Raw genomic sequence first — 21248 nt, 5'->3', positions numbered from 1 at the left:
ACGGTCCAGGGCCGTCAGCACGGCTCGGAACCACGTGAGGTCGACGCTGCATGGCAGCGCTTTGGATCGAAACGCTTTGTCTATCTTCGGAGCAGTCGTCTTGGCCGAGATTGCGGCTTGATGCTGTTGCCGAAGGCGTCGATTGCGATGCGACAGTCCCTCATATTGGTGGAAAGCGAGCCTGACTGAAGTGGCAGGTCACCCAACCAATCTAAGAACGCGAAGCGCCCGAGAAAAGGTCGGGCGCTTCGTTTTCTATAACTTTTGACATATCCGGCTCTGCCGGGCAGGCCCTGCTCAGGTCAGATGAGTTTGCCCATAGCAACGGCCGTGTCCGACATGCGGTTGGAGAAGCCCCACTCGTTGTCGTACCAGGTCAGGATGCGGCACATCGTGCCTTCCATGACCTTCGTCTGGTCCATGTGGAACACCGACGAATGCGGGTCGTGGTTAAAGTCGGTCGAAACGAGCGGCTCGTCGGTGTAGCCGAGAATGCCCTTCAGTTCGCCGTCGGCGGCGCTGCGGATCGCATCGTTGATTTCTTGAACCGACGTCGCGCGCTTGGCGATGAAGGTCAGGTCCACCACCGAGACGTTTGGCGTCGGCACGCGGATCGCAACGCCATCGAGCTTGCCGTTGAGTTCCGGCAGGACGAGGCCGACGGCCTTTGCGGCGCCGGTCGAGGTCGGGATCATCGAGAGCGCTGCCGCGCGGGCGCGGTAGAGATCCTTGTGCATGGTGTCGAGCGTCGGCTGATCCCCCGTATAGGAATGGATCGTGGTCATGAAGCCCTTCTCGATGCCGATGGCTTTGTCGAGCACGTAGGCAACCGGGGAGAGGCAGTTCGTCGTGCAGGATGCGTTGGAAACGACGAGGTCGTCCTTCGTCAGCGCATCATGGTTGACGCCGTAGACGATCGTCTTGTCGGCACCAGACGCCGGCGCGGAGACGAGCACGCGCTTCGATCCGTTCTGCAGATGCAGTGCCGCCTTGTCGCGATCGGTGAAAATGCCCGTGCACTCCAAGGCGATGTCGACATCGCCCCAGGGCAGGTCTTTCGGATCGCGGACCGCCGTTACCTTGATCGGGCCGCGGCCGACATCGATCGTGTCGCCATTGACCGTCACTTTTCCCGGGAAACGGCCGTGCACGCTGTCGTAGCGCACCAGATGCGCATTGGTCTCGACCGGGCCGAGATCGTTGATGGCAACGACTTCGATATCGGTGCGGCCCGACTCGACGATGGCCCGCAGAACGTTGCGGCCGATCCGTCCGAAACCGTTGATGGCGACTTTCACTGTCATGACATTTCCTCTTCCACTTGAAGCCCGATTGGAAACGGGCCTTCGTAACTGGCCGACGATGCTGGCTTACTGATCGCCGTGAAGCCGAGCTTCGGCCGCTGCGACGATCGCATCGGCCGTGATGCCGAAATGCTTGTAAAGTTCCTGGTAGGGACCCGAAGCACCGAAGCCATTCATCCCGATGAAGATGCCGTCGGAACCGATGAACGCATCCCAGCCCTGTCGAATGCCGGCTTCCACGGCGACTTTCACCTTGGAACGGCCGATGATCGCGGAGCGGTACTCTTCCGTCTGCTCTTCGAAGAGCTCGAAGCAGGGCACGGACACGACGCGCGTTGCGTGACCCATGCCGTCCAGCCGCGCCTTGGCTTCCAGCGCGATTTCGACTTCCGAGCCCGACGCGAAGATCGTCACGTCCGCATCCGATGCCGGAGCGAGGTCGTAGGCGCCGAACGAGCAGAGATTGTCCTCGACATGGTCGTTGCGAACCGTCGGCAGGTTCTGGCGGGTGAGCGCAAGGCCAGACGGCTTGTTCTCGCTTTCGAGCGCCAACTGCCAGCATTCCGCCGTCTCGACCGCATCGGCGGGGCGGAACATCTGGAAATTCGGGATCGCACGCAGTGCCGCGACATGCTCGACCGGCTGGTGGGTCGGGCCGTCTTCGCCAAGGCCGATCGAATCGTGGGTGAGCACATGGATGACGCGGATGCCCATAAGAGCCGCAAGGCGGATCGCCGGGCGCGAATAGTCGGAGAACACGAGGAACGTGCCGCCGTAAGGAATAAGGCCGCCATGCAGAGCGATGCCGTTCATGGTCGAAGCCATGCCGTGTTCGCGGATGCCGTAATGCAGATAGCGGCCGGAGAAGTCGTCCGGCGTGATCGGCTGGGTCTGGCTGGTCTTCGTGTTGTTCGAACCGGTGAGGTCGGCCGAACCACCAAGCGTTTCCGGCAGTGCACCGTTGATCACTTCCAGCACCATTTCGGATGCCTTGCGGGTCGCAACCTTCGGCTTGTCGGCGACGAGCTTCTTCTTGTAGGCCTCGATCGCCGGTTCGAACGCGCCCGCCAGCTCGCCGCGGAAACGGCGCTCGAAGGTGGAGCGGATCTCGGCGTCTTTTCCGGCAAGACGATCTTCCCATGCCTTGCGCTCCTTGTTGGACCGCAGGCCGGCGAGGCGCCAGGCGTCGAGGATTTCGGAGGGAACGACGAAGGGCTCGTCACTCCAGCCAAGCTGCGTGCGGGTCAGCGCGATCTCGTCTGCGCCGAGCGGCGAACCGTGCGCCTTTGAACTGCCGGCCTTGTTGGGCGAGCCGTACCCGATCGTCGTCTTGCAGGCGATGAAGGTCGGGCGTTCGCTCTTCTGCGCCTCTTCGATGGCACGGCCGATCGCTTCGGGATCATGACCGTCGACGGCAAGCGTGTGCCAGCCGGACGCAGCGAAGCGTTTGATCTGATCGGTGGAGTCGGAAATGCTGATCGCGCCGTCGATCGAGATGCCGTTGTCATCCCAAAGCACGATCAGCTTGTTCAGCTTGAGGTGACCGGCAAGCGAAATGGCTTCCTGGCTGATGCCTTCCATGAGGCAACCATCGCCGACCAGCGCATAGGTGTAGTGATCCTGAAGATCGGAGCCGAATTCGGCTTCCAGCTTGCGCTCGGCGATTGCCATGCCCACGGCATTGGCGAGACCCTGGCCGAGCGGCCCGGTCGTCGTCTCGATGCCAGCCGCATGGCCGTATTCCGGGTGGCCGGCAGTCGGCGAGCCCATCTGACGGAAATTCTCGATATCGGAGATGTCGATGTCTTCGTAGCCGGTCAGATAGAGCAGCGAATAAAGCAGCATCGAGCCGTGTCCGGCCGAAAGAACGAACCGGTCACGGTCGGGCCAGTTCGGGTTCTTCGGATCGAACGAGAGATAGCGGGTAAACAAAACCGTCGCGATATCGGCTGCGCCCATGGGCAATCCGGGGTGACCGGAATTGGCTTTCTCGACCGCATCGATCGAAAGAAAGCGGATCGCATTGGCCATGCTGTTGTGCTTGTCGCGTGAGGTCATTGGTTCTCTGCTTCGTTGACGAAAAAGCGGGCTCCCCCGAAGGCGCGTGACACATAGCAGTTGGCGGTCTTGAGTCAATCAAACTGCGGCCAGACAGCGGTCGGCGCCCATCCAACGATGCTTGTCGGTTGAGGGCGGAAAGGAAAGTCCGGAATGACAATGGGCGTGAATTGCGGTTAGAGGACTGGATTTGCGGGGGAGAACGTCTTTTCCCTTGATTGACGCTCGCTTGGCACGACGCCTAAACTCCAAGGCCTAAATGTCGGGAGCCGCTATGATTCGAAGCGTCCGGGCGTTGCGGAGTGTGGGGAGCCATGACGAGCGAGTCCGAGGTTGGTGCGGCGTTGGAACGACTGCGGCGGGCGCTGGCAGGTTTGGATGATGCCATCGAGCATCGTTTCGAACACGAACAGGATTTCGGCGCCGCCGAGGCGGAAGTTGCCCGCATGAACGCCGACCGGTCCCGTCTGGCGCAAGACCTCGACAAGGCCGAGGACCGCGCGAACCGGTTGGAAGAAGCCAATCGCGAAGTTTCCCGCCGTTTGGTCACATCGATGGAAACCATCCGGGCGGTTCTCGACCGATGAATGCGGTATTGGCCAGTCGCTTGCCCTTGTGTGGCGGCGACAGCCGGACGAAAGGGCCTCGGCAATGTCACAGGTGACGGTCAATATCGACGGCAAGGCCTATCGCATGGCGTGCGAGGAGGGCCAGGAAGAACACCTGACAACCCTCGCGACGCGGTTCGATCGCTACGTTTCGCACCTCAAGCACCAGTTCGGCGAAATCGGCGACCTGCGGCTCACCGTCATGTCGGCGATCATGGTGATGGACGAACTGTCCGAGAACGAGCGCACGATCCAATCCCTGCGCGGCGAGCTCGAAACCCTGCGCAAGACCCGCGACGCGGCACTCGCCCGGTCGGAAACCGCCGACCACCAGCTGGCGCTCGCCTTGAACGAAGTGACCGATCATGTCGAGAAGCTTTCGGAGCGCCTGACGGCCCGCTGAGGCAGGATATTTATGTGAGCTCGCGATGGTGAGAGCCACTGGCTAAAGGCACCGGCTCGACATATATTGAGAATGCGGTCTGCGCTTCTCGACAGGAACAACATTCCCCGGGGCCATACGCGATCCAAGGGAGCTGTCCCTGACTGGACCCGTGGGTTCGGTTATACGGCGCCCACCTACTTTGTAGGTACCCGGGATCGTAAAACTCCATCGGTCGCCGTGGATCGCACTTTTCTTTCCAGCACTGACGTTGCTTCAAGGAAGGCTGCTGTCATCCTTGAGTAGTCCCAGTCGGGCCGCCTTGGTCACGGCGTCCATCAGGTTCAGCGCACCCAGCTTCGTTTCCGCTGCACTCAGCGCATCCTGAACGACCTGCACCGATATCCCGTCTTCTGCGGCAATGTCCTCTGCCGTCTGGCCGCGCGCAATGCGGCTCAGATAGCCCGCTTCAATGTCCGAAAGCATTCCCTCACCAGTCTCCGCTGCCCCCGACGCCCCGGCAAGTGAAGATGCCGGAAGCGTCCGACGCGCATAAAAAGCGGCGTCGGCTGAAAATTGTGCTGCCCGACGGCGATCAATTTGCATTGTGTTTTAGCGATGTCGACTTATCAGAACGGAAAGTCTGGCCGGCCATCCCCCTATGGTTGCAAGATGACCCCGCATTGACGGGAAATAAGACGTGAGGATCAGGCGACATGGGCATGAACGCGGGCGCTGCGGACAAGGCTGATTTGCGACGACAGGCGCTGGCACGCCGGGATGCCATGTCGATCGAAGAACGCATCGAAGCCAGCATCGCGATCGCCGACCTCGGTCGGACTTTGATCGATCTGCCAAGCGGCGCAATCGTGTCGGGTTTTTCGCCCATTCGCTCTGAAGTCGACATTCGTCCACTCATGGCGGATCTGCGCGATCGCGGCGCACGCATTTGCGTGCCGGCCATCCTCAGCCGCGAGGAGATAGTGTTTCGCGAATTGCTGCGCCACGCGCCGCTGGTCGATACTGGGTTTGGCACCGTCGGCCCCGGCCCGGAAGCCGAAGTGCTCGATCCGAACGTCATGCTCGTGCCGCTGGCGGCGTTCGACGACAGGGGCCATCGACTTGGCTATGGGGCCGGTCATTACGACCGCGCGATTACGAGACTGCAGGAGAGGGGGCTCAAGCCTCGCCTCGTCGGTATCGCCTTCGACAGCCAGCGCGTCGACCGGGTGCCGGACGAGCCGCATGATGTTCCGCTCGATGCCATCCTCACCGAGACCGGCTTGCACGCCGCGAAGCCTCAGGTATAGAGGCGGTCCATGAGGCTTCTCTTCCTTGGCGACATGGTCGGGCGCAGCGGGCGCACGGCCGTCTATGATCGACTTCCCGCACTGATTTCGGATTTCCGGCTCGATTTCGTCATCGTCAACGGCGAGAACGCGGCCGGTGGCTTCGGCGTGACCGAGGAAATCCTTCTGCAGACGCTGCAGGCCGGAGCGGACGTCATGACGACCGGCAACCACGTCTGGGATCAGCGCGAAGCCATCGAATTTTGCGAGCGCCAGGAGCGGTTTCTACGGCCGGCCAATTTCCCCGCCGGAACGCCGGGCCGCGGCGCCAATCTCTACCGGGCCCGCAATGGAGCCCAGGTCCTCGTCTCCAACATCATGGGCCGCGTCTTCATGCATCCGGACCTGGACGACCCGTTCCAGGCAGCCGAGGCGATCCTGTCGGCATGTCCGCTCGGCGAGCAGGCCGACGCGGTCATTTTTGATTTCCACGCGGAAGCGACCAGCGAAAAGCAGTGCTTCGGCCATTTCGTCGACGGACGGGCAAGCCTCGTCGTCGGCACGCACACCCATGTGCCGACGGCCGATTGCCAGATCCTCAATGGCGGCACGGCCTATATGTCGGACGCCGGCATGTGCGGGGACTACGATTCCTCGCTTGGTATGGACAAGGAAGAGCCGCTCAACCGGTTCCTCTCCAAGATGCCCAAGGGTCGCTTCGAGGCTGCGGCAGGGGAGGCCACGATTTGCGGTGTGGCCGTGGACATTTCCGATCGCACCGGATTGGCCGAGAAAGTGGCGCCGCTGCGCCTAGGGCCGCGCTTGGCGGAATCCATTCCATCCTTTTGGAACGCATGAACGGGTCCCTCGTTCTTGGGCGTTGATTCAAGCACTAACTTCGACTTCTGTTTCTCACGCCATCATCAAGAACGGATATGCCAATGGCTGACTGGTTCTCTTTCATGAACGATCCTGCGGCATGGGTGGCGCTTGCGACGCTCCTTGTCATGGAAATCGTTCTCGGCATCGACAATCTCATTTTCATTTCCATCCTGTCCAACAAACTGCCCGAGGGCCAGCGCGAGCGGGCACGGCGCATCGGCATTCTCCTCGCGCTCGTCCTTCGTCTCGGCCTTTTGTCGCTCGTCAGCTTCATCGTGCAGTTGACCGAACCAGTATTCTCCGCCTTCGGCCAGGACTTCTCATGGCGTGACATCATCCTGCTCGTCGGCGGGCTTTTCCTGGTCTGGAAGGCGACCAAGGAAATCCATCACACGGTCGATGTGGAGGACTCCAAGGACAACATGATCGGCAAGGCCGCAACCGTGACCTTCTCCGGCGTGATCGTGCAGATCCTGCTGCTCGACCTCGTTTTCTCGGTCGACTCGATCATCACCGCAGTTGGCATGACCGATCACGTTCCGATCATGGTGATCGCCGTCGTCGGCGCGGTGACCGTCATGTTGCTGGCGGCCAACCCGCTGTCGCGCTTCATCGGCAACAACCCCACGATCGTCATGCTGGCACTGTCGTTCCTGCTGATGATCGGCATGACGCTGATTGCCGAAGGCCTCGGCTTCCATGTGCCCAAGGGCTACATCTACGCCGCCATGGCGTTTTCGGGCCTCGTCGAGGCGCTCAACATGCTGGCCCGCCGCGCCCGCCAGCGCAAGAACGCAGCCGGCGCACCGGCCGCTCATTGAAGCCTCGGCAGCGCCCGGGTCGGGGCGCTGCCAGTTCCAAGCACAAAAAAAGGGGCTGGTCCGTGGGCCAGCCCCTTTTGCATCGTGTGCTTCGTATCGAAGCCTCAGGCGATCAGAACCGAACGTCCTTCGTCACGCCCACATGCGGCATGTCGTCGGTGAGGTTCGCCTTGGCGATTTCCCAGCCGAACTTGATCTTGCTGTCGGTGGAAGCCCAGATCTTGCCGTCGACGAGCTTCATTTGCAGCATCGTCAGCTTCGGATCATCCTTGCCGCCATCGAACCAGGCTTCGACGACGCTGTTCCAGTATTCGTCACGCTTTGCCGGATCGAGATTGACGCTGATCGGCCCGGAAACGCAGGCGTGATAGTCGTGGTCCTTGCCGACAACGCAGAAATGCGCGTGGGCTCCGGCCGTGATCGCCTGCACCAGGTCCGTATCGCTCTTCGTGAAGAACCAGATCGAGTTGGTGTTGCGATCGAGCTGCGGAGCCATCGGCTGCATGTGCAAGCCCGACCCATCGACGCCCAGCATTCCGGCGTGAAGATCGTCGATTTCGTCGAAGAGCTGAGCCTTCGGATCGGTTTCTGCTTTCTTGAGATCGGCCATTAATTGCTCCGGCTTCTGTTGGTGGAATTACCCAAACAAACGCCGAGGTCGAAAACGGGTTCCGATCACATGCCTTGAAGGATCATCACGGTCGGCCGTTCCGGCAGGCTACGCAGCGAGACTGTGATGCCCGTTTCGGCGACATAGTCTCGTGCCCAGTCTTCTCCCATCAGTTCGATGAAGGCGCTGAGCGACGGTCCCATCCTGTGCATGGGCAGGACGAGAGATGAGCGCAGTCGCCGCACGACCTGGCTCATCTCCTCCGCACCCATGGTCAGTCCGCCATCGGTCGGCACCATCACGATGTCGAGCCGGCCAATTTCTCCGTAATGCTCGTCGGTGAGTGCGTGATGCAGGTGGCCGAGGTGGCCGATGCAAAGGCCGGCGACCTCAAAGATGAAGATCGAGTTGCCATCCGCCTCCATCCCCTCATAGCCCGCGCGGATGTCGGTGGTGACATTGCGGATATAGGTATCACCCACCACGATATCGTGGTCGGCCGCCCCGCCTTCCGGGTTCCAGCCCCGCAGGACATGCTCGATGGCAGGGTCGGGACTGGCGGTGTAGTGGCCGGAATGGGCCTTGTTCATCGTCACCACCGTCGGGGTTGCCGCCGCGCCCGTATAACCGTTGAAATCCGTGGCGATCGACACGCCGCCGGGCGTTTCGATCAGATAAGTGGAATGGGCAACGAAGGTGATCCGCACCTCCTCGGCAGACGACTGGGCAAGGGTGAGAAAACTGTCCGCACCATCGAGGCTGGTGAACTGCGCTGCTGGAAGCCGCGTCGCAACCGCCTGGCACTGGCTCACCGCCATTTGTTCCTGTGCGATGGCGGGCGAGATGAGGAACGCTGAGGCGAGAAGGCTCGCCACGACAGACATCGAAAGCACGTTCGTCATCATGACCTGCCCTCAGCTGAAATGCCTGGAGGACAAGACTACGGTCAAACGGACGAACGTCCACCGGCCATCGCAACGGTCACGGCATCGTGAATGCGATCGAAGACGAGACAACGCGATTGGAGGTTCTGGACGACGGGCAGCGCTTTTTCTATAAGCGCGGCAAAGCCCGATCCACGATGCCAGCGGCGGGGCGACAGACAAAGAACAAGGCGAGGCGACATGGCAGGCCATTCACAGTTCAAGAACATCATGCACCGCAAGGGCCGCCAGGACGCGGTGCGCTCCAAGATGTTCTCCAAGCTCGCGCGCGAAATCACCGTGGCGGCAAAGGGCGGTTTGCCGGATCCGGCCATGAACCCGCGCCTGCGGCTGGCGATCCAGAACGCCAAGGCGCAGTCCATGCCCAAGGACAACATTGAGCGTGCCATCAAGAAGGCATCCGGTGGCGACGCCGAGAACTACGAAGAAATTCGTTACGAAGGCTACGGCCCGGGCGGCGTCGCGCTGATCGTGGAAGCGCTGACCGACAACCGCAACCGCACCGCGTCGAATGTACGGGCGGCGTTCACCAAATCCGGTGGCGCGCTCGGCGAGACCGGCTCGGTGGCCTTCAGCTTCAACCGCGTTGGCGAAATCGTCTACAAGCCGGCGGCCGGCGATGCCGACGCGGTGATGGAAGCCGCGATCGAAGCGGGTGCCGAGGACGTCGTCTCCGACGAGAACGGCCACGTGGTGATCTGCGCCTTCGAGGACATCGGCGAAGTGTCGAAGGCGCTCGAAGAAAAGCTGGGTGAAGCCGAGTCCGTCAAGGCGATCTGGAAACCACAGACCTCGACGCCTGTCGACGAGGAAAAGGCCGTATCGGTGATGAAGCTCATCGATGTGCTCGACGATGACGATGACGTTCAAAACGTCTACGCTAACTTTGAAATTTCCGACGAGGTCATGGCGAAGCTCTCTGCCTGAACCGTCGCATTTTGATTGCAAAAGCCCGCATCGGTTCCCCGATGCGGGCTTTTTCATTTGATCTCTGTCATATGCCCATCAAAACTGCCGGAATTCGCGGCGCTCCTGGCGATCTTCACGACGCTCCTGTCGGAATTCCCGGCGATCCTCGCGCCGTTCCTGGCGGAACTCGCGGCGATCCTCGCGGGCATCCTGACGGAACTCGCGACGGTCTTCGCGGCGCTCGACCCGATCAGGGCGGCCTGGATTGCCAACGCCGGGGCGACCCGGGCGGTCAGGCTGCACGATGACGGGACGACCCGGGCGATCAGGCTGCACGATCACTGGGCGGCCCGGCCGATCGGGACGGACAACGACCGGACGGCCTTCGTAACGCCCGCGGTCACGGTAGAAACCTTGGCCGCGGTAGTGGCGGTCCCAGTAATTGCCGATGGAGAAGGTGACCGTCGGGATGCCGATGCGTGCGACATAGCTCGGCGCGCGGACGCGGCGATTGTCATAAGCGAGATCGAGGTAGCTGGCCGAAACCCAGCCGCGCACGCCACCGCCCTGCACATCGCACCAGCCGGGCCCAGCCGTGCAGCCGATGACGTCGACGCGGGCGCCGGCCGGAAAGACCGTGACGGCGGGATATTGCGTGCCGGGACCGGACCGCACATTCAGATTGGTCGTGACAAAGCCTGGCGCTGCGGACGCGATGCTCGGCAATGCGACCAGTGCGGCCAGCGACGCTGCTGCGGCGATTACGAACTTTTTCATCTCACTCTCCTTGCGGCCTTTTTCGGCTCTGCGATGCATTCAGGGGCGAAGCATGGAGAGAGATTTAACGGGCCCATCCTGAACCAAGGATGGACCGCCGGTTCATACGCCGTTCATCAGCATTTCAGGCGGCGTGCTTCGCCATCTGGTCGCGCATGCCGGCCAGGATTTCGACGCCGCGCAGCCGCTTGTCGAGATCGTAGATCGGCAAGGAAACGATCAGCTCGTCCACCTGGGTCAATTCAAGGAACCGATCGGTCTTTTCGCGCACTGTCTCGGGCGAACCGATGAGCGCATACTGGAAAGTGTGCTCGATGCCGATCTTTTCGTGCGCGGTCCAGACGTCGTCCATCGAGTGCACCGGCTTCGGTGTCCGTCCCGGCGTGCCGCGCCGCAGATTCACGAATTGCTGTTGCGCCGAGGTGAAGAGAAACGCGCCTTCCTCGTCGGTCTCGGCAGGTGCGGCCATGACGCCGGCCATGGCATAGGGCTTGTCGAGCACGGCGGAGGGCTGGAACTTCTCGCGGTAGATGGCAAGCGCCTGCATCAGCGAATCCGGCGCGAAATGCGACGCGAAGGCGAATGGCAGACCGAGCATGGCTGCGAGCTGCGCGGAATAGAGGCTGGAGCCCAAGAGCCAGATCGGCACGTTCGAGTTCTCTCCAGGCACCGCATGCACGCGCTGGCCGGGCTGCGCAGGGCCGAGCAACGTCATCAATTCCACCACGTCGTTCGGAAAATTCTCCGCACCGGCATCGAGGTTGCGGCGCAAGGCCCGCGCGGTCAGACCGTCGGTGCCGGGCGCACGGCCAAGCCCGAGATCGATGCGGCCGGGATAGAGGGCCTCCAGCGTGCCGAACTGTTCGGCGATCACGAGCGGGGCGTGGTTCGGCAGCATGACGCCGCCCGAGCCGACGCGGATCGTCTTCGTTCCACCGGCGACATGGCCGATCACGACGGCCGTCGCGGCAGACGCAATACCGTGCATGTTGTGATGCTCGGCAAGCCAGAAGCGATTGTAGCCAAGCGCCTCGGCTTTCTGGGCAAGCTTCAGGGAGCCTTTCAGCGCATCGGCCGGCGTCTGGTTTTCGGCGATGGGCGAAAGATCGAGAATGGAAAGGGGTACCATGACTGGTCCTTTGGCAGCGGAAGCGTGTGTGTGTTGAAGCGAATTTAGGTGCTGCGATCCGCCACCGCCACCATCGTCGATCGACGTCCGCGTTTCGATCCCCAGTTTGTTTCTCTTTTGTTCACGAGATACGTGGCAGAACAGGGCATCAGCAGCTAGGGTTTCGCGCATGCAACAGACGATTCGCATCATGGGTATCGATCCGGGCCTTCGCCGTACCGGCTGGGCGATGGTCGATGCGCTCGGCAACTCGCTGCGCTTCGTGGGATCGGGCACCATAAGGTCTGACGAGAAATGCGATCTGGCAACCCGTCTCAAGCAACTCCACCAAGGCCTCGCCGCCATTCTTCATGACATGAAGCCCGATGAAGCAGCCGTGGAACAGACCTTCGTCAATAAGGATGCCGTCGCGACACTCAAACTCGGCCAGGCGCGGGGCGTCGTCATGCTGGTGCCGGCGCTTGCCGGGCTGCCGGTCGCCGAATACGCGCCCAATGCGGTCAAGAAAACGGTGATCGGCGTCGGCCACGGCGACAAGGCGCAAATTCACATGATGGTGAAAGTGTTGCTGCCCAAGGCGACATTCGACACCGACGATGCCGCGGACGCGATTGCCATCGCCATCTGCCACGCCCACCATCGCCAGAGCGCAGCCGGCCGGTTGAGGCTCGCGAGCGCTTAGAGAACCGGATAGCTGTTCCATGATCGGAAAACTGAAAGGCACGGTGGACGAAATCGGCGAGGACCATGTCGTCGTCGACGTGCATGGCGTCGGCTACGTCGCCTACTGCTCCGGCCGCACATTGTCGAAACTGGCCGTCGGCGAAGCCGTGATCCTCCATATCGAGACCTATGTGCGCGAGGATGTGTTCCGGCTCTATGGTTTCCTGAGCACGCTGGAGCGCGAATGGTTCCGCCTGCTGCAAAGCGTGCAGGGCGTCGGCTCCAAGGTGGCGCTTGCTGTGTTGACCACGCTGACGGCATCCGAGCTCGCCAATGCCATTGCGCTGCAGGATAAAGCGACCGTGGCGCGCGCACCCGGCATCGGCCCCAAGGTCGCCTTGCGCATCGTCACGGAACTGAAAGCCAAGGCGCCGGCCTTCGCCGGCGATGCCGCGGGCGCGATCGGCTTCAAGCAGGAGCTCGGCGAAGGCGTCGCCTCCGCACCCATCTCGGATGCAGTCTCCGCGCTCACCAATCTCGGCTATTCGCGCGACCAGGCCGCCAGCGCCGTCGCCGCCGCGGTGAGGACTGCAGGCGAAGACGCCGACAGCGCCAAGCTCATCCGGCTGGGGCTGAAGGAACTGGCGCGGTGAGCTGCGGTGCGATTGCGGGCGCGGGGCGGCTGGACTACACCGACGGCATGACCCATTTACCGACCTTGGCCAACGCCCATGAGTGATCCCGCCCGTCTGATTGACCCGGAAAAGCGTGGCGAGGATACCGAGGCGTCGCTGCGGCCGCAGACGCTTGATGATTTCACCGGCCAGGCAGAAGCGCGCGCGAACCTCAAGATCTTCATCGAGGCTGCCAAGGCACGTGGCGAGGCGCTGGATCATGTGCTCTTCGTCGGCCCGCCCGGTCTCGGCAAGACGACGCTCGCGCAGATCATGGCGAAAGAACTCGGCGTCAATTTCCGCGCGACGTCTGGCCCCGTCATCGCCAAGGCCGGCGATCTCGCTGCTCTTCTGACCAATCTCGAAGAGCGCGACGTGCTCTTCATCGACGAAATCCATCGTTTGAGCCCGGCGGTGGAAGAAATTCTCTATCCGGCGATGGAGGACTTCCAGCTCGATCTCATCATCGGCGAAGGTCCAGCCGCTCGCTCGGTGAAGATCGATCTAGCGAAATTCACGCTTGTGGCGGCAACGACACGGCTTGGGCTTTTGACCACGCCGCTGCGCGACCGCTTCGGCATTCCGGTACGGCTCAACTTCTATACGGTGCCGGAACTCGAAAGCATCGTCCGGCGTGGCGCCCGCATCATGGGCTTGCCGATGACCGAGGATGGCGCGCTGGAAGTCGCCCGCCGCGCCCGTGGCACGCCGCGTATCGCCGGCAGGCTGCTGCGCCGCGTGCGCGATTTTGCCGAAGTCGCGCGCGCCGAAGCCGTAGACCGCAAGGTCGCCGACGAGGCGTTAACGCGGCTGGAAGTGGACGCGCTCGGCCTCGACCAGCTCGACCGGCGTTATCTCTTCATGATCGCCAAGAACTTCGGTGGCGGCCCGGTGGGCATCGAGACGATTGCCGCCGGCTTGTCCGAGCCCCGCGACGCGATCGAGGACATCATTGAGCCTTATCTGATCCAGCAGGGCTTCATCCAGCGCACGCCGCGTGGCCGTGTCCTGACCGCCAACGCCTGGAAGCACCTTGGTCTCAACGCGCCGAAAGACCTGGAGGCGACACAGTTCCGCATTCAGTTCGACGAGGACTGACGGAACGCTTTTTCGTACCTTTGAGTTGATGCTCCACGATTAGGATGAAGGAGCATCATATGGCGAAGACAACCGATCATGTACCGCCGAAGGCGGTGGCGGATGCAGCCGAAAAGGGTCTCGACCTTCGCGCAAAATTCAAGCGCGGCGGGACCGACGTCGGTGTTGCCCGCGCCCGCGACCTCAAGAACCGCAAGTCGCTTTCGGCCGACACCGTGAAGCGCATGGCCAGCTATTTCGCCCGCCACAAGGTGGATAAGCGCGCGAAGAATTTCGGCGATGACGACAACCCTTCGGCAGGCTACGTCGCCTGGCTTCTCTGGGGTGGCGAGGCCGGCAAGGACTGGGCGGAGAAGGAAAAGAAGGCGCTCGACGCCTGACAAGGGACCGCCGGTTCAGAGCGTCCGCACAAGGTCTGGAAGAACGGCATAGAGTTTCTCGAAGCCCCCCGGCCGCCATCCAAGCCCCTGGATTGCCGTGCAATCCATGACATCCACGCTTGCCGAATCGCCGGGCGGCGGCAATTGGACTGGAACATCGAGCAGCGAGGCCACGCGAGCGAGTAGATCGCGTTGGTCGAGAAGGATGTCCGACACATTGAAGGTCCGACCCGCGACGCTGCCGGCAGTTTCGTGCCGAAGAAGCAGCAGCGCCGCCTGAGCGACATCACCCCCGTGCACCTCGGTGGCAATGCGCGGCGCAATGTTGCGACCAGCGAGGAAATCCGCAAACAGCCTCTGCCACTTGTGGTCCCCACCAGCCCGGTGGGCGCCATAGACACCTGTTACCCTGAGGCTTGCTGCGACGAAGTCTTCCGAAGCGAGATCGGACAGCGCGCGCTCCACGTCGAGCTTCACCTGGCCATAGAGTGTATCGGGCTTGGCGGGAGTTTCTTCGGTCAGGACTGTTGGTCGGCCCTGTGGCCCGTAGACGGCGCGGCTCGAAAGAAAGAGGGCGCGGGGCAAGCCATGGGCCTTCGCCGCCTCGAAAAGCGCGATGCTGCCCTCCCGATTGAGCCGGATGAACCGTGCCGGATCATCGCCCTCGCCGCCCCGATACTTGCCCGCGACATGATCGAACGCCCCGTGCACCAGCCAGTCGACACCCTCGAGGAGGGCGGTCTGGTCAGTATCGGGATCGAGGTCGAGCGGCCGGAAGGCGACCGGCGTGGTGAATAGATCCGACCTGGGCGGTCGCCGGCCGGCAACGATGACTTCGAAGCTCTCTCGCAGCATCGCTTCGGCGATGAAGCGCCCGACATATCCCGTACCGCCGGTCACCAGCACGCGCATGTCAGGCGTCCGCAGGATTGGGTAGCGACGCAATATCCGGAATGTTCTCCCCCGTATAGTAAGCCTGCCAGAGGTCGATCAGCGGGCGCAACCGATGCGCCTTCGGATGGTCGGTCTCCCAAGGCTTTTCATACTGGTAATGGATCACCTTGACCGAGCTCCAATTCCACAGAGCAGGCATGCTGAACCACACATATTGCAGCATGTTCATCGTGACCGGCAGGCCGTGCCAGTCGGGAAAGAAGGTTTGAAGGAAGGTCTGGTCCGTGCGCGGCCAGTGCGCGTCGGGCTCATCCAACCGCGCAATCATTGCATCGAACGTCGCCTTTGAAGGTTTTGCCACGAACACGCCGGAGTTCAGCCGGTGAAAGTCGGCAACACTCTCATAGACATTCGGCGCGGCGGAGAATTCCGGATAGGCGAAGAGCTTTTCGATGTTGCGGACGACGATCGCATCGGCGTCGATGAACACGACACGCTCATACTGCGTCATCTGCCAGAGCCGCAGCTTGCAGAAATTGTCGAGCGGCGAATGAAAGGCCGGTTTGCGCCCCTTGGTAAAGGGCGCATCCGCATGGATTCGGGCTCGACTGTGCCGCTCGTTGAACGCGTCCGAACAATCGAGAAGCTCGGCTGGGTAGAGTTTCGCGCCAAGCTCGACGAGCGGCCCGAGCGCTTGCTGATCGACGCCACCCGTGTGCATGACCACAAGGTCGGCGGCCGTGCCGGTCAGCTTCAGCGACCGAACGAGCGCCGTCGCACCCATCGCGTAGTCCCGATTGGTGACCAGGGTGACGTAGGCGTAGGGGGAGGGAAGGGGCATCAGCTCTCTCGTGACACGGCTTACTGCTGCGACCGACACTTAACAGCCGTCACCCTGGGCTTGTCCCGAGGGTCTGCTGAACCGGCGCCATCGTAGAGGGTCGGGACAAGCCCGACCCTGACGTCTTAGGGCGGGCGACGCCACTCGCGACGGCGCTTTCTGCTCTAGGAAACGCTTTTCAGCTTCTTGCCTTCCGGGTCGCGGTTGAGCGTCGGGGCGATGTCCTTCGTCCAGGCGGAGACGGCCGGCACGCGGCTGCGGTCGACGCGGTAGGCGAATTTCTTCGCGACGTCGACGACTTCCGAAAGCAGCCCCTCGGTCAGGGTGGTCGGGTTGAGGCCAAGTGCGAGGAACTGCTCGTTCTTCACGATCAGCTCGTTTTCCGGGGCTTCCTTGCGCGGATTGGGCAGGTAGGCAATCTCGGAGCCCGTCATCTTGGCGATCATCTCGGCCAGATCCCGCACCCGGTGCGTCTCGGTCATCTGGTTGAAGATCTTGACCTTGTCGCCGCGCGACGGGCCGTTCTTCAGCGCGATTTCGATGCAGCGCACCGAATCCTGGATGTGGATGAAGGCGCGGGTCTGGCCACCGGTGCCATGGACCGTCAGCGGATAGCCGATCGCCGCCTGGATGAGGAAGCGGTTAAGCACCGTGCCGTAGTCGCCGTCATAGTCGAACCGGTTGATCAACTGGGCGTGGCGGCGCGTCTGGTCCGTGTGCGTGCCCCAAACGATGCCCTGGTGCAGGTCGGTGATCCGCAGGCCGTCATTCTTGGCGTAGAACTGGAACAGCAGCTGATCCAGGCATTTCGTCATGTGGTAGATCGAGCCGGGATTGGCCGGATAGAGAATGTCTTGGCTGACCGTTTCGCCGGACAGCGTTTCGATGCCGACTGGCAGGTAACCTTCCGGGATCGCCGCGCCAATGGTTGAATAGCCATAGACGCCCATCGTGCCGAGATGGACGAGGTGAGCGTCGATATCGGTCTCGACCAGCGCGTTCAGGAGGTTGTGCGTGGCGTTGACGTTGTTGTTGACCGTGTAGTTCTTGTGCCGGTCCGACTTCATGGAATAGGGCGCAGCGCGCTGTTCGGCGAAATGGATTACCGCCTCGGGCCGATGCTCGATCAGCCAGTGCTTGAAGACGTCGTAATCGCGCGCGATGTCGATCAGGTGGAAACGGATGCGATGACCGGTTTCCTGATGCCAGATGCGGGTGCGCTCCTGGATCGAATCCATCGGCGTCAGCGACTGGACGCCCAGTTCCGTGTCGATCCAGCGGCGCGACAGATTGTCGACGATGTGAACCTCATGGCCCTGTGCCGAGAGGTGAAGGCAAGTGGGCCAGCCGACGAAGCCATCGCCGCCAAGTACCGCAATCTTCATGCGAGAAAACTCCGTAATCGCTGTAATGCGTCGTCCGTTAGGCCAGGTCTGTGTCAGCACTATAACGGAGGTGGCCGTGCTTGTAAGGCTGAGCGCGTTGCTCCACAAGTCTCCACCAGACAGACGAGGATATTGCCGAATGGATGCGCATGACACGAGACTGCCGATGGTTTTGGCCGGGGAGTTGACCCCGTTCGGGCATCGGCTTCTTCAGCGCGTCTATTATGAGGACACTGATTTTTCCGGTGTCGTCTACCATGCGCGCTACCTGCATTTCATGGAGCGCGGACGCACGGACTATCTGCGCCTCCTTGGGATTGCACAGCGCGCCATGTCGGAGGCCGAACGCCTCGCCTTCGTCGTTCGCCGCATGGAGATCGATTTCAAGAAGCCGGCCCGTATGGACGATGTGCTGACCATCGATACGACAACCGTCGAGGCGCGTGGTGCACGGCTGACGCTCGCTCAGACGATCAATCGCGGCGGCACCGTGCTGATCGAGGCAAGGGTCGATGTGGCTGTCATCGACGGGCAGGGCAGGCCCCGTCGTCTGCCGGTCGATGTCGCGAAGGCTTTCGCTCCGCGCTGACTTCTCCAGCGATGTCTCAGAAGTTCTTCCAGAACGACGAGCTGAACAGGATCAGCACGGCAAGAATCTCCAGACGCCCAAGCAGCATGGCAACCGACAGGATCCATTTCGCGGTTTCGGAAACCGGCTGAAACGTGCCCGCAGGCCCGATGATGGAGCCGAATCCCGGCCCGACATTGGACAAAGCCGTGAGCGAGCCGGTGACGGCGGTGGTGAAGTCGAGGCCCGTTGCAGCGAGTGCGACGCTGAACGCGACGAAGATCGCGAAATAAACGCCGACGAAGACGGCGACCGACTGCACCACGCGCGGCGTGACGGGCTGGCGCCCGAACCGTACGGGACGAACCGCATTGGGTCGGATCATCTGCGCCAGGTTCACGCGAAGCGCATCGAAAAGGACCATCAGGCGATACGTCTTGATGCCGCCGGATGTGGAGCCGGAACAGCCGCCGAGGAAGGTCAGCAAGAAGATCAGCATGATCGCGAGCGGCCCCCACAGATCGTAATCGGCGGAGACGAAACCTGTCGTCGTGATGATCGACACGACATTGAAGGCGGCGTGGATGACGGTGGCCCAGCGCGGCCCGTCGACATATTCGAGCGCGAGGATCGTGATCATCGCGGTGGCGAGTCCGATGATGCCGAGCAGCACCGGCATCTGCGGGTCGAAGGCCTGCCTTGGGCTCTGCAGCACGATTGCCCGGATGAAGGCGGCAAAAGGCATCGCGCCGATCAGCATGAAGACCGTGCCGACGATGAGGGCGCCTTCGCCATAGTTTCGAAACGAAGCGTCGGTGGTCGCGAAGCCGCCCGTCGAAACGGTCGCCATGGCGTGATTGATGGCCTCAAAGGTCGTCATGCCGGTGGCGTTATAGGCGAGTGCGCAGGCGAGCGTGATCGAAACATAGAAGCCAATCAGCGCGATCGAAAACTGTCGGACGCGCGGAAAAGGGCTGTCGGTCGCGCCTGACGATTCCAGTTTGAAGATCTGCATCCCGCCGACATTCAGAAACGGAAGCAGAAGCAGGCCCATGGCCACGACGCCAATGCCGCCGACGAAATGCGTGATGGACCGCCACAGCAGGATGCCGGGGGGCATCGTATCGAGCCCGACCAGAACAGATGCGCCGGTCGTCGTCAGACCGGAAACCGACTCGAAGAATGCCTCTCCAAACGTCAGTCCAAGCGAGGAAAAATACAGCGGGACCGCCGCCACGACGGAGGTGGAGAGCCACAAGGTGTTCACAAGCAAAAAGCCGAAGCGCGGGGAGAACCGAACGCTTGCGCCCTGCGTCATGGCAATGACGGTCAGCGACAGGCCGCCCACGAGCACAGCCGATATGCCGAAGACCTGCCAGTCCTCATGGCCATCCACCAGGTCCGTCAGCATCGGCAACAGCATGAAAAGAGCGAGATACAGGCAGAAATAGCCTGCGATGTTGGCCGTTGCGGCAAGAGGGGAGTTGTTCAAGGCGGCTTGACCGGCTGTGGAGACCGCGACGTTCTACACCAGCACGGCGCCCTCGGGAATGCGCTGCACAAAGATATCCCGTGAGGCGCGGCCCACGCTAACGAAGGCTTAACCATAACGAATGCTTAATGGCGCACGAATGGATGAAACCATGCGCGGAACGCCTTCCTTTGACCAAATTTACTGGCAAGAAGGCAGGTTCAGGCGCACGGGGCTCTTCGGAAAGACCTTGTGATACAGCCGGGTCTTCTTTCGAGCATGAAATGTTGAAGTCGGCGCCGCCCGTACAAGCGTATCGTTCGTGAACATCGCTTGCGGGCTAGGTCAATTCGAGGGCGGTATTGATGGAACAGGTGGGTTTGGCGGCAACGAGCGACGTGACGCTATGGTCGCTGTTCATGGAAGCAGGCTTGGTCGTCAAGCTTGTGATGGTGGGGCTGGTTGCAGCCTCCATCTGGACCTGGGCCATCATCGTCGACAAGACCATGAGCTATGGCCGCGTTCGCCGGCGCCTCGATAATTTCGAAGAAATCTTCTGGTCCGGCCAGTCTCTCGAAGAGCTTTATCGCACCTTGTCCGAACAGAAGACCACCGGCATGGGCGCGATCTTCGTGGCCGCCATGCGCGAATGGAAGAAGTCTTTCGAGCGCGGCGCCCGTACGCCGATCGGTCTGCAGCAGCGCATCGAAAAGGCCATGGATGTGACGCTCGCCCGCGAATCGGAAGAGCTTGAGTCGCGTCTGGGCTCGCTCGCGACCATCGGTTCGGCAGCGCCCTTCATCGGGCTGTTCGGCACCGTCGTCGGCATCATGACATCGTTTCAGGCCATTGCCGGTTCGCAGTCGACCAACCTCGCCGTCGTCGCTCCCGGTATCGCGGAAGCGCTTCTCGCGACGGCCATCGGCCTTCTCGCCGCCATTCCAGCCGTTATCGGCTACAACAAGCTGAGCGGCGATGCCAATAAGATCACCTCGCGCATGGAAGCCTTCGCCGACGAGTTTTCCGCCATTCTTTCGCGTCAGATTGACGAAAAGCTTCAGCCGCGTCAGGCGGCCGAATAGGGCATTGGATTAAGGACCTCGATCCATGGGCATGTCGGTCGGAAATTCCGGTGGTGGCGGTTCGCGCAGAAGGCGCGGCGGCAAGCGTGCCCCGATGAGCGAAATCAACGTGACGCCGTTCGTCGACGTCATGCTTGTGCTGCTGATCATCTTCATGGTGGCCGCGCCGATGCTTACGGTTGGAGTCCCGATCGATCTTCCGGAGAGCCGCGCCAACGCACTGAACAGCGAAAGCCAGCCGATCACGGTTTCCATCAACGCCGAGGGCCAGGTTTTCATCCAGGAAACCGAAGTGACGATGGACGAGATCGTGCCGCGCCTCGAGGCGATCGCCGAGACTGGCTATGAAGAGCGCATCTACGTGCGCGGCGATCAAAGCGCCGATTACGGCGCCGTGATCCAGGTCATGGGCCGCATTTCCGCCGCCGGCTTCACCAATATGGGCCTCGTTTCGCTCCAGGAGCAGGTCAACTGACCGG

The 21248-nt window shown here is 61.8% G+C and carries 24 protein-coding genes and 1 other RNA gene; 14 read left to right on the top strand and 11 right to left on the bottom strand.

The window, feature by feature from the left end:
* Window positions 1-302: 302 nt before the first annotated feature.
* The gene (gap, locus tag PU133_RS17975) at window positions 303-1304 is read right to left on the bottom strand and encodes a type I glyceraldehyde-3-phosphate dehydrogenase (RefSeq protein ID WP_126011797.1); all 1002 of its coding nucleotides are present in this window, start codon (window positions 1302-1304) and stop codon (window positions 303-305) included.
* Between the two features lie 66 nt (window positions 1305-1370).
* Entirely contained in the window at window positions 1371-3362 is a 1992-nt protein-coding gene (gene tkt / locus PU133_RS17970) for a transketolase (RefSeq protein WP_404862794.1), read from the bottom strand.
* 314 nt (window positions 3363-3676) lie between these two features.
* Here tkt and PU133_RS17965 point away from each other — a divergent pair, with 314 nt between their 5' ends.
* The 3 genes from PU133_RS17965 (at window position 3677) to ssrS (ending at window position 4603) form a co-directional block, all read left to right on the top strand.
* A complete protein-coding gene (locus PU133_RS17965) occupies window positions 3677-3949 on the top strand; it encodes a DUF4164 domain-containing protein (protein WP_126011793.1) in 273 nt (90 codons plus the stop codon).
* 64 nt (window positions 3950-4013) lie between these two features.
* Window positions 4014-4373, top strand: coding sequence for a cell division protein ZapA (locus tag PU133_RS17960; RefSeq protein WP_126011791.1), 360 nt, complete (start codon window positions 4014-4016; stop codon window positions 4371-4373).
* Window positions 4374-4446: 73 nt separating this feature from the next.
* Window positions 4447-4603, top strand: a non-coding RNA gene (gene ssrS / locus PU133_RS17955) — 6S RNA.
* A 25-nt stretch (window positions 4604-4628) separates the two neighbouring features.
* On the opposite strand, the gene PU133_RS17950 is transcribed toward ssrS, so the two are convergent.
* Window positions 4629-4838, bottom strand: coding sequence for a hypothetical protein (locus tag PU133_RS17950; RefSeq protein ID WP_404862793.1), 210 nt, complete (start codon window positions 4836-4838; stop codon window positions 4629-4631).
* 230 nt (window positions 4839-5068) lie between these two features.
* Between PU133_RS17950 and PU133_RS17945 the strand changes: the two genes are divergently transcribed.
* The 3 genes from PU133_RS17945 to PU133_RS17935 all read left to right on the top strand — a co-directional run bounded on the left by PU133_RS17945 (window position 5069) and on the right by PU133_RS17935 (window position 7344).
* Window positions 5069-5662: a 5-formyltetrahydrofolate cyclo-ligase gene (locus tag PU133_RS17945; RefSeq protein ID WP_404862792.1), complete on the top strand. Its 594-nt coding sequence runs from the start codon at window positions 5069-5071 to the stop codon at window positions 5660-5662.
* A gap of 9 nt (window positions 5663-5671) precedes the next feature.
* Window positions 5672-6499: a TIGR00282 family metallophosphoesterase gene (locus PU133_RS17940; protein ID WP_126011787.1), complete on the top strand. Its 828-nt coding sequence runs from the start codon at window positions 5672-5674 to the stop codon at window positions 6497-6499.
* A gap of 83 nt (window positions 6500-6582) precedes the next feature.
* Window positions 6583-7344 (top strand): TerC family protein, encoded by a 762-nt coding sequence (locus PU133_RS17935; RefSeq protein ID WP_404862791.1) that lies wholly within the window; start codon window positions 6583-6585, stop codon window positions 7342-7344.
* 112 nt (window positions 7345-7456) lie between these two features.
* Here PU133_RS17935 and PU133_RS17930 read toward each other — a convergent pair whose 3' ends face one another.
* Window positions 7457-7954, bottom strand: coding sequence for a pyridoxamine 5'-phosphate oxidase family protein (locus PU133_RS17930; RefSeq protein WP_404862790.1), 498 nt, complete (start codon window positions 7952-7954; stop codon window positions 7457-7459).
* Between the two features lie 65 nt (window positions 7955-8019).
* Complete coding sequence (locus PU133_RS17925) at window positions 8020-8859, bottom strand: MBL fold metallo-hydrolase (protein ID WP_404862789.1); 840 nt, start codon at window positions 8857-8859, stop codon at window positions 8020-8022.
* 219 nt (window positions 8860-9078) lie between these two features.
* On the opposite strand from PU133_RS17925, the gene PU133_RS17920 reads away from it, so the two are divergent.
* Entirely contained in the window at window positions 9079-9825 is a 747-nt protein-coding gene (locus PU133_RS17920) for a YebC/PmpR family DNA-binding transcriptional regulator (protein WP_404862788.1), read from the top strand.
* Window positions 9826-9903: 78 nt separating this feature from the next.
* Here the strand turns inward: PU133_RS17920 and PU133_RS17915 are convergent, their stop codons facing one another.
* Both PU133_RS17915 and PU133_RS17910 read right to left on the bottom strand, forming a co-directional pair.
* On the bottom strand, window positions 9904-10584 hold the full coding sequence (locus PU133_RS17915) for an SH3 domain-containing protein (RefSeq protein ID WP_404862787.1): 681 nt from the start codon (window positions 10582-10584) through the stop codon (window positions 9904-9906).
* Window positions 10585-10708: 124 nt separating this feature from the next.
* Window positions 10709-11713: an LLM class flavin-dependent oxidoreductase gene (locus PU133_RS17910; protein WP_404862786.1), complete on the bottom strand. Its 1005-nt coding sequence runs from the start codon at window positions 11711-11713 to the stop codon at window positions 10709-10711.
* A gap of 169 nt (window positions 11714-11882) precedes the next feature.
* Here PU133_RS17910 and ruvC point away from each other — a divergent pair, with 169 nt between their 5' ends.
* The 4 genes from ruvC to PU133_RS17890 all read left to right on the top strand — a co-directional run bounded on the left by ruvC (window position 11883) and on the right by PU133_RS17890 (window position 14528).
* Window positions 11883-12395, top strand: coding sequence for a crossover junction endodeoxyribonuclease RuvC (gene ruvC, locus PU133_RS17905; protein ID WP_404862785.1), 513 nt, complete (start codon window positions 11883-11885; stop codon window positions 12393-12395).
* A gap of 19 nt (window positions 12396-12414) precedes the next feature.
* The gene (ruvA, locus tag PU133_RS17900) at window positions 12415-13029 is read left to right on the top strand and encodes a Holliday junction branch migration protein RuvA (protein ID WP_404862784.1); all 615 of its coding nucleotides are present in this window, start codon (window positions 12415-12417) and stop codon (window positions 13027-13029) included.
* A 78-nt stretch (window positions 13030-13107) separates the two neighbouring features.
* A complete protein-coding gene (gene ruvB / locus PU133_RS17895) occupies window positions 13108-14148 on the top strand; it encodes a Holliday junction branch migration DNA helicase RuvB (RefSeq protein ID WP_404862783.1) in 1041 nt (346 codons plus the stop codon).
* A 59-nt stretch (window positions 14149-14207) separates the two neighbouring features.
* Window positions 14208-14528, top strand: coding sequence for a hypothetical protein (locus PU133_RS17890; protein WP_404862782.1), 321 nt, complete (start codon window positions 14208-14210; stop codon window positions 14526-14528).
* Window positions 14529-14543: 15 nt separating this feature from the next.
* Here PU133_RS17890 and PU133_RS17885 read toward each other — a convergent pair whose 3' ends face one another.
* From PU133_RS17885 to PU133_RS17875, 3 genes are all read right to left on the bottom strand, one after another.
* Window positions 14544-15440: an NAD-dependent epimerase/dehydratase family protein gene (locus tag PU133_RS17885; protein WP_404862781.1), complete on the bottom strand. Its 897-nt coding sequence runs from the start codon at window positions 15438-15440 to the stop codon at window positions 14544-14546.
* A gap of 1 nt (window position 15441) precedes the next feature.
* Complete coding sequence (locus PU133_RS17880; RefSeq protein WP_404862780.1) at window positions 15442-16263, bottom strand: glycosyltransferase; 822 nt, start codon at window positions 16261-16263, stop codon at window positions 15442-15444.
* Window positions 16264-16427: 164 nt separating this feature from the next.
* Complete coding sequence (locus tag PU133_RS17875) at window positions 16428-17648, bottom strand: NAD-dependent epimerase/dehydratase family protein (protein WP_404862779.1); 1221 nt, start codon at window positions 17646-17648, stop codon at window positions 16428-16430.
* Between the two features lie 139 nt (window positions 17649-17787).
* On the opposite strand from PU133_RS17875, the gene ybgC reads away from it, so the two are divergent.
* The gene (gene ybgC, locus PU133_RS17870) at window positions 17788-18237 is read left to right on the top strand and encodes a tol-pal system-associated acyl-CoA thioesterase (RefSeq protein ID WP_404862778.1); all 450 of its coding nucleotides are present in this window, start codon (window positions 17788-17790) and stop codon (window positions 18235-18237) included.
* A 16-nt stretch (window positions 18238-18253) separates the two neighbouring features.
* Here the strand turns inward: ybgC and PU133_RS17865 are convergent, their stop codons facing one another.
* Window positions 18254-19708 carry a TrkH family potassium uptake protein gene (locus PU133_RS17865; RefSeq protein WP_404862777.1) on the bottom strand — a complete coding sequence of 485 codons (1455 nt, stop codon included), beginning with the start codon at window positions 19706-19708 and terminating at the stop codon, window positions 18254-18256.
* A gap of 344 nt (window positions 19709-20052) precedes the next feature.
* Here PU133_RS17865 and tolQ point away from each other — a divergent pair, with 344 nt between their 5' ends.
* Both tolQ and tolR read left to right on the top strand, forming a co-directional pair.
* Window positions 20053-20769 carry a protein TolQ gene (gene tolQ, locus PU133_RS17860; protein ID WP_404862776.1) on the top strand — a complete coding sequence of 239 codons (717 nt, stop codon included), beginning with the start codon at window positions 20053-20055 and terminating at the stop codon, window positions 20767-20769.
* A gap of 25 nt (window positions 20770-20794) precedes the next feature.
* Window positions 20795-21244, top strand: a complete 450-nt coding sequence (gene tolR, locus PU133_RS17855) for a protein TolR (protein ID WP_126011758.1) — start codon at window positions 20795-20797, stop codon at window positions 21242-21244.
* Window positions 21245-21248: the final 4 nt, after the last annotated feature.

Source organism: Georhizobium sp. MAB10, assembly GCF_045012825.1.
Lineage (GTDB): Bacteria > Pseudomonadota > Alphaproteobacteria > Rhizobiales > Rhizobiaceae > Georhizobium > Georhizobium profundi.
The sequence above is the reverse complement of the archived record's forward strand: the minus strand, read 5'-3'. Positions and strand labels throughout refer to the sequence as shown.

What these genes read in the sequence shown, in the direction of transcription:
- gap (WP_126011797.1), bottom strand. Translation starts at nt 1,304, where the DNA reads ATGACAGTGAAAGTCGCCATCAACGGTTTCGGACGGATCGGCCGCAAC.
- tkt (WP_404862794.1), bottom strand. Translation starts at nt 3,362, where the DNA reads ATGACCTCACGCGACAAGCACAACAGCATGGCCAATGCGATCCGCTTT.
- PU133_RS17965 (WP_126011793.1), top strand. Translation starts at nt 3,677, where the DNA reads ATGACGAGCGAGTCCGAGGTTGGTGCGGCGTTGGAACGACTGCGGCGG.
- PU133_RS17960 (WP_126011791.1), top strand. Translation starts at nt 4,014, where the DNA reads ATGTCACAGGTGACGGTCAATATCGACGGCAAGGCCTATCGCATGGCG.
- PU133_RS17950 (WP_404862793.1), bottom strand. Translation starts at nt 4,838, where the DNA reads ATGCTTTCGGACATTGAAGCGGGCTATCTGAGCCGCATTGCGCGCGGC.
- PU133_RS17945 (WP_404862792.1), top strand. Translation starts at nt 5,069, where the DNA reads ATGGGCATGAACGCGGGCGCTGCGGACAAGGCTGATTTGCGACGACAG.
- PU133_RS17940 (WP_126011787.1), top strand. Translation starts at nt 5,672, where the DNA reads ATGAGGCTTCTCTTCCTTGGCGACATGGTCGGGCGCAGCGGGCGCACG.
- PU133_RS17935 (WP_404862791.1), top strand. Translation starts at nt 6,583, where the DNA reads ATGGCTGACTGGTTCTCTTTCATGAACGATCCTGCGGCATGGGTGGCG.
- PU133_RS17930 (WP_404862790.1), bottom strand. Translation starts at nt 7,954, where the DNA reads ATGGCCGATCTCAAGAAAGCAGAAACCGATCCGAAGGCTCAGCTCTTC.
- PU133_RS17925 (WP_404862789.1), bottom strand. Translation starts at nt 8,859, where the DNA reads ATGATGACGAACGTGCTTTCGATGTCTGTCGTGGCGAGCCTTCTCGCC.
- PU133_RS17920 (WP_404862788.1), top strand. Translation starts at nt 9,079, where the DNA reads ATGGCAGGCCATTCACAGTTCAAGAACATCATGCACCGCAAGGGCCGC.
- PU133_RS17915 (WP_404862787.1), bottom strand. Translation starts at nt 10,584, where the DNA reads ATGAAAAAGTTCGTAATCGCCGCAGCAGCGTCGCTGGCCGCACTGGTC.
- PU133_RS17910 (WP_404862786.1), bottom strand. Translation starts at nt 11,713, where the DNA reads ATGGTACCCCTTTCCATTCTCGATCTTTCGCCCATCGCCGAAAACCAG.
- ruvC (WP_404862785.1), top strand. Translation starts at nt 11,883, where the DNA reads ATGCAACAGACGATTCGCATCATGGGTATCGATCCGGGCCTTCGCCGT.
- ruvA (WP_404862784.1), top strand. Translation starts at nt 12,415, where the DNA reads ATGATCGGAAAACTGAAAGGCACGGTGGACGAAATCGGCGAGGACCAT.
- ruvB (WP_404862783.1), top strand. Translation starts at nt 13,108, where the DNA reads ATGAGTGATCCCGCCCGTCTGATTGACCCGGAAAAGCGTGGCGAGGAT.
- PU133_RS17890 (WP_404862782.1), top strand. Translation starts at nt 14,208, where the DNA reads ATGGCGAAGACAACCGATCATGTACCGCCGAAGGCGGTGGCGGATGCA.
- PU133_RS17885 (WP_404862781.1), bottom strand. Translation starts at nt 15,440, where the DNA reads ATGCGCGTGCTGGTGACCGGCGGTACGGGATATGTCGGGCGCTTCATC.
- PU133_RS17880 (WP_404862780.1), bottom strand. Translation starts at nt 16,263, where the DNA reads ATGCCCCTTCCCTCCCCCTACGCCTACGTCACCCTGGTCACCAATCGG.
- PU133_RS17875 (WP_404862779.1), bottom strand. Translation starts at nt 17,648, where the DNA reads ATGAAGATTGCGGTACTTGGCGGCGATGGCTTCGTCGGCTGGCCCACT.
- ybgC (WP_404862778.1), top strand. Translation starts at nt 17,788, where the DNA reads ATGGATGCGCATGACACGAGACTGCCGATGGTTTTGGCCGGGGAGTTG.
- tolQ (WP_404862776.1), top strand. Translation starts at nt 20,053, where the DNA reads ATGGAACAGGTGGGTTTGGCGGCAACGAGCGACGTGACGCTATGGTCG.
- tolR (WP_126011758.1), top strand. Translation starts at nt 20,795, where the DNA reads ATGGGCATGTCGGTCGGAAATTCCGGTGGTGGCGGTTCGCGCAGAAGG.